The following is a 4,509-nucleotide window of genomic DNA, read 5'->3' as shown; positions in this document are numbered from 1 at the left end:
TTCACAGGCTTGGGTGAATCATTAATAAGCTCTTGAGGCGGTAACGGTGCACCTAAATATTTTAGGAGGGTTTGATACAGTAAGTTAACCTCTATCGGCTTGGCGATATGATCATTCATTCCCGCTCTTAAACACATTTCCTTGTCGCCAGCCATGGCATTGGCGGTCATTGCTATCACAGGTAATTGTGCTAACTCGGGCCTTTGTCTCAGTGCTTTTGTTGCCTGATAACCATCCATCACTGGCATTTGACAATCCATCAATACCAAATCAAAGCTCTGCTGAGCTAACTTATCCAACGCAATTTGGCCGTTGGTGGCAATGGATAAAATAATCCCCACTTGCTCTAAAAATTCGGTCGCCACCTCAAGGTTCATTTCGTTATCTTCGACTAACAGAATACGCTTACCTTTAAGGGGCAATAATAACTCAGGCGCAATACTGTCTTGATAGCGCCTGACGGGTAGGAACCCTGCGCGACCAAGTGCGTTCATAATGCCATCAAGCAATCTTGATGCGCTGATAGGTTTGCTGATGTAGCCCGCTAACCCAAGTTGCTCGATTTGGGTCAAGAAATCTTGATTCGCATGGGCTGATACCATCAAGATCCGCGGCGCTTTTTTTGCCCGTTGCAGGATTTGTTTTGCGGTTTCGAGCCCATCAAGATGTGGCATTTTCCAATCAATCAATGCCACTGCATAATCCTGCTGACTGCACCGCATCACCGCCTCGTCGCCAGAACGCACGGTATCCACTTGAAAGCCCATGCTCTCTAGAGTGGTTCGCATAATGTCCCTTGCGGTGGCATTGTCGTCGGCAACTAATACTGGCATACCTTCAAGCTCTTGACCTACGATGAGCTTTTGTCCACTGGAGATGCGCAATTTGACGGTAAAAAAGAAAGTACTGCCATGGCCTTGCTGGCTTTCGACCCCGATACTTCCCCCCATTAATTCAACCAGTTGTTTACAAATCGCCAGCCCTAATCCTGTACCACCATATTTACGGGTAGTAGACGTGTCTGCTTGCGTAAACGACTTAAACAGTTTGGCTTGTTGTTCATGGGTTAACCCAATGCCACTGTCACGCACACTACAACGTAATATGACATCATCGTTTTGCTGCTCGACCAAGCTGAGGGACAGTAATACCTCTCCTCTTTCGGTAAATTTGATCGCATTATTCATTAGGTTGATCAGCACTTGCCCCAACCGCAACGGATCGCCAAGCAGATAACGTGGAACATTGGGTGCGACAGCAAACAGCAATTCAATCTGCTTTTGAGCCGCCCTTTCGGAGAAGATATCGCTCAAATCTTCAAGCATGGTATCGAGTTGAAAAGGCACATTTTCGATATCAAGCTTGCCAGCTTCAATCTTAGAAAAATCAAGGATATCGTTAATGATTGATAATAAAGATTGCGATGCGCGCTCAATTTTTTCGAGATAATTTTTCTGTTTTTTGTCTAGATCGGTCTGTAAGCAAAGTTGCGACATCCCGATAATGGCATTCATTGGCGTGCGGATTTCATGGGACATATTCGCGAGGAAGTCGCCTTTTGCCTTACTGGCGGCATCAGCCTCTTCCTTGGCAACAAGCAATTGTTCTGAAAGCAGTTTTAACTCAGTCATATCGACCATGCTTACCACAGCTGACTCAAATTGGTTCTGGCTGTCCAATAAGCTTGAAACGTTGACTGTCATCCATAAATGCTCACCGGAGGGACGAATAAAGCTTCTTTCCCCTCGATAGTGATCAACTTTACCTTCTACAAGTTCCTTAAACTGCGCTTTTGCAACTTCTTTATCCTGTGCACTCAAGACATCAAAAATAGGCGTACTACGTAATTCATTACGGCTCAGCCCCATATCCTCACAGAATTGATCATTACAATCGAGGATAAGTCCTTTGATATCGACATTCACGATACCAATGGTTGCCCCATCAAATAAGGCCTTAAAGTGCGCCTCACTGACCGCAAGTTCTTCTTCAATAGACTTGCGTTCAGTCACATCCATCACATAGCCATTCCAGATAATGGCGCCATCATCGGCATAATGACCACTGGCTCCGGCTTCCATCCAGCGAATGCCACCATTAGGATGACGATAGCGGAACTCGCGGATCCAGCTTAATTTATCGTCACTCATTCCCTCGAGCGCGCGTATAACTTCTGGTCGTTCCTCATCAAAAATCCGCTCAGCAATAATATTAAAGTTACTGAGTAAATCTTCGCGGTGTAAGCCCAACATGTGAAATGCTGCGCCAGAAAGGAAGGTAAAACGGCGATCGCTAGGAGAAACCCAGCGCAATTGATACACAGTACAAGGAATAGACTCAGTGATATTGGTTAATTGCAACCTTGAGGCTTCAAGCTCGACGATGGCTAACTTACTCTTGGTTATATCGTCAATACTGCCGTCAAACCATAGGGGAAAACCCTCTTCGGTATAACTCGCCTTGCCCTTTTCATGCACCCAACGGATGCTGCCGTCACGGTGGCGAATACGATATTCCACCTCAAAGGTTTCCTGCTGCGCGAGGGCTCTATCAATATGCTGATGACACAGCTCGCGATCTTCCTCCAAAATCAATGAAGCAAAGCTACGTTGACGATTCTCAATAAACTGGCTCGCGGCATAACCGGTAATATCGGCAATATTGTCACTGACATATTCCATCACCCACTCCTCGCCGATGCGAGTGCGGTAGACAGCCCCTGGAATATTGGTCACCAAACCACGGAAGCGAACTTCACTATCACGGATTTTTTGTTCAACCGCTATTTTTTGGGTCATATCACGGATCGATGCGGCCACTTGGCGACGACCATCAAAATCACTCGGTAAAATACTTAAGGCGATTTCGGCAACAAACTCATCCCCATCAGACTTAAGCGCCCGCACATGGCGTGCATTTGCCATCGGCCTATCACGCCCCTCACGTAGAAACTGTAATCTTTCTTTGGCATGGGGACTCCTTAAATCTTCGGGTAGCAAAGCTTCAATTTGTAATCCCAACATAGCTTTTGCGTCATAACCAAACAGCTGCTGACAGCGACTATTGCTAAATACTATTTGGCCACTCTGATCGACAATCAGCATGGCCTCAGGTGCGGCCTCAAGTACCGCGCTAGACCAAGCAGCGGCGGAAAATTGCTCTGTCACATCGGTAAATAGCATCTCCACTGACATTAACTCGCCAGTATCTGACACTAAAGGCTGCATAAAAACATCGAGCCGCCTTGACTGACCTTTTGAATCGATGAGTTCAACTTGATGTGAAGGGACGTTCTGCCCTTTGAGTGCCAGATCGGTGTATTCCCAGTTTTTCTCATTAAGGGGGTTGGCCGAAAACAATCTTTGATATTTGCGCTTAAGTAATTCGGGCGGTATGCCCAATACTTTGGTCACCCCTTCACTGACCTGTGCAAGTTGTCCGTCAGGATCAAGTGAGCAATAAAAGGATTTATCGCTCATACCGTCGATCAAGCGAGCGAAGCGGTTACCGCGGGAATCTAAAATAGCTTGCTCACGCTGAGCAAGCAGATCTGCCATTTTGTTAAAGGTTTCACTTAAGGTCACTATCTCGCTAATCGCCCCTTTAGGGATAACCAACTGCTGTGTTTTACCTTGACCGAAAGCCAAAATACCGGATTCAAGGGTTTCCAGTGGACGAGTTAACCGTTTAGCGGCGATATAGCAGGTCAATAACAGCAGTAAGGTTAATAAACTTAAGTTGAGGACAACTGAGGAAATATCGTCCAGTAGCGAGGTAAATAACTCCTGTTGTGGCACCATAACAACCACGTGCCATTTTAACTTTGCCACTTCTGCAATGCTGGCAAGATAAACTGTACCAGTATCATCAACAAAACTGGCTTGCCCAGTCATCCCATCTTCCAGCAAAGCGCCAAAGGCATTATTTTTGTGATTTCCTTTATCCAGCCATTCCGAGACTGATGTGGCTAAAACCTTTTCTTTATCACCATGAAAGATAAGCCGACCCTGCTCATCTAATATCATCAGCCGATTAGGGGCTATCCCTAGTTGCTCAGGTAATCTATCTAAAGCCAAATCAACGGTTGTAACCCCAAAATAATTCGGCTGCACTCCAAAAGGAACCGCATAAGTAATCATTAAAGTATTACCAGCACCCTCGTCGAAATAGGCTTTTGACCAATAACCTTCGACTTTATTGATGGCTTGCGTCCACCAATCCCAAGTCCCATCGGTATAATCGTACCCCTCGGCGCCAATATCTAAATAATGGAAACTATTACCACTGCGGTATACATAGGGAGAAAAAAGTTTTTTATTGAGAAAAGTGCCCGGTTTAAAGGCAACGGCAGAACCATAAAAATCGGGGTTACGCTCGAGGCGATTAGTTAAGACTTTTTGCAGCTTATCAGAATCGTTAATATCATTCTTGTCAGCCAAAAAACCAATAAAATCAGCAAGCCCTTGAGTATTTGTTTGAGCGTGTTCGAGTAATAATTGCAATCGAGAG

The 4,509-nt window shown here is 45.5% G+C and carries 1 protein-coding gene; it reads right to left on the bottom strand.

Annotated elements, in window-relative coordinates; all coding sequences use genetic code 11:
- On the bottom strand, positions 1-4,509 hold a 4,509-nt coding region (locus L976_RS12285; protein WP_081990960.1), incomplete at both ends, for a PAS domain S-box protein.

Source organism: Shewanella sp. ZOR0012, assembly GCF_000798835.1.
GTDB classification, from domain to species: Bacteria; Pseudomonadota; Gammaproteobacteria; order Enterobacterales; family Shewanellaceae; genus Shewanella; species Shewanella xiamenensis.
This window is presented reverse-complemented; position numbering and strand designations above follow the sequence as displayed.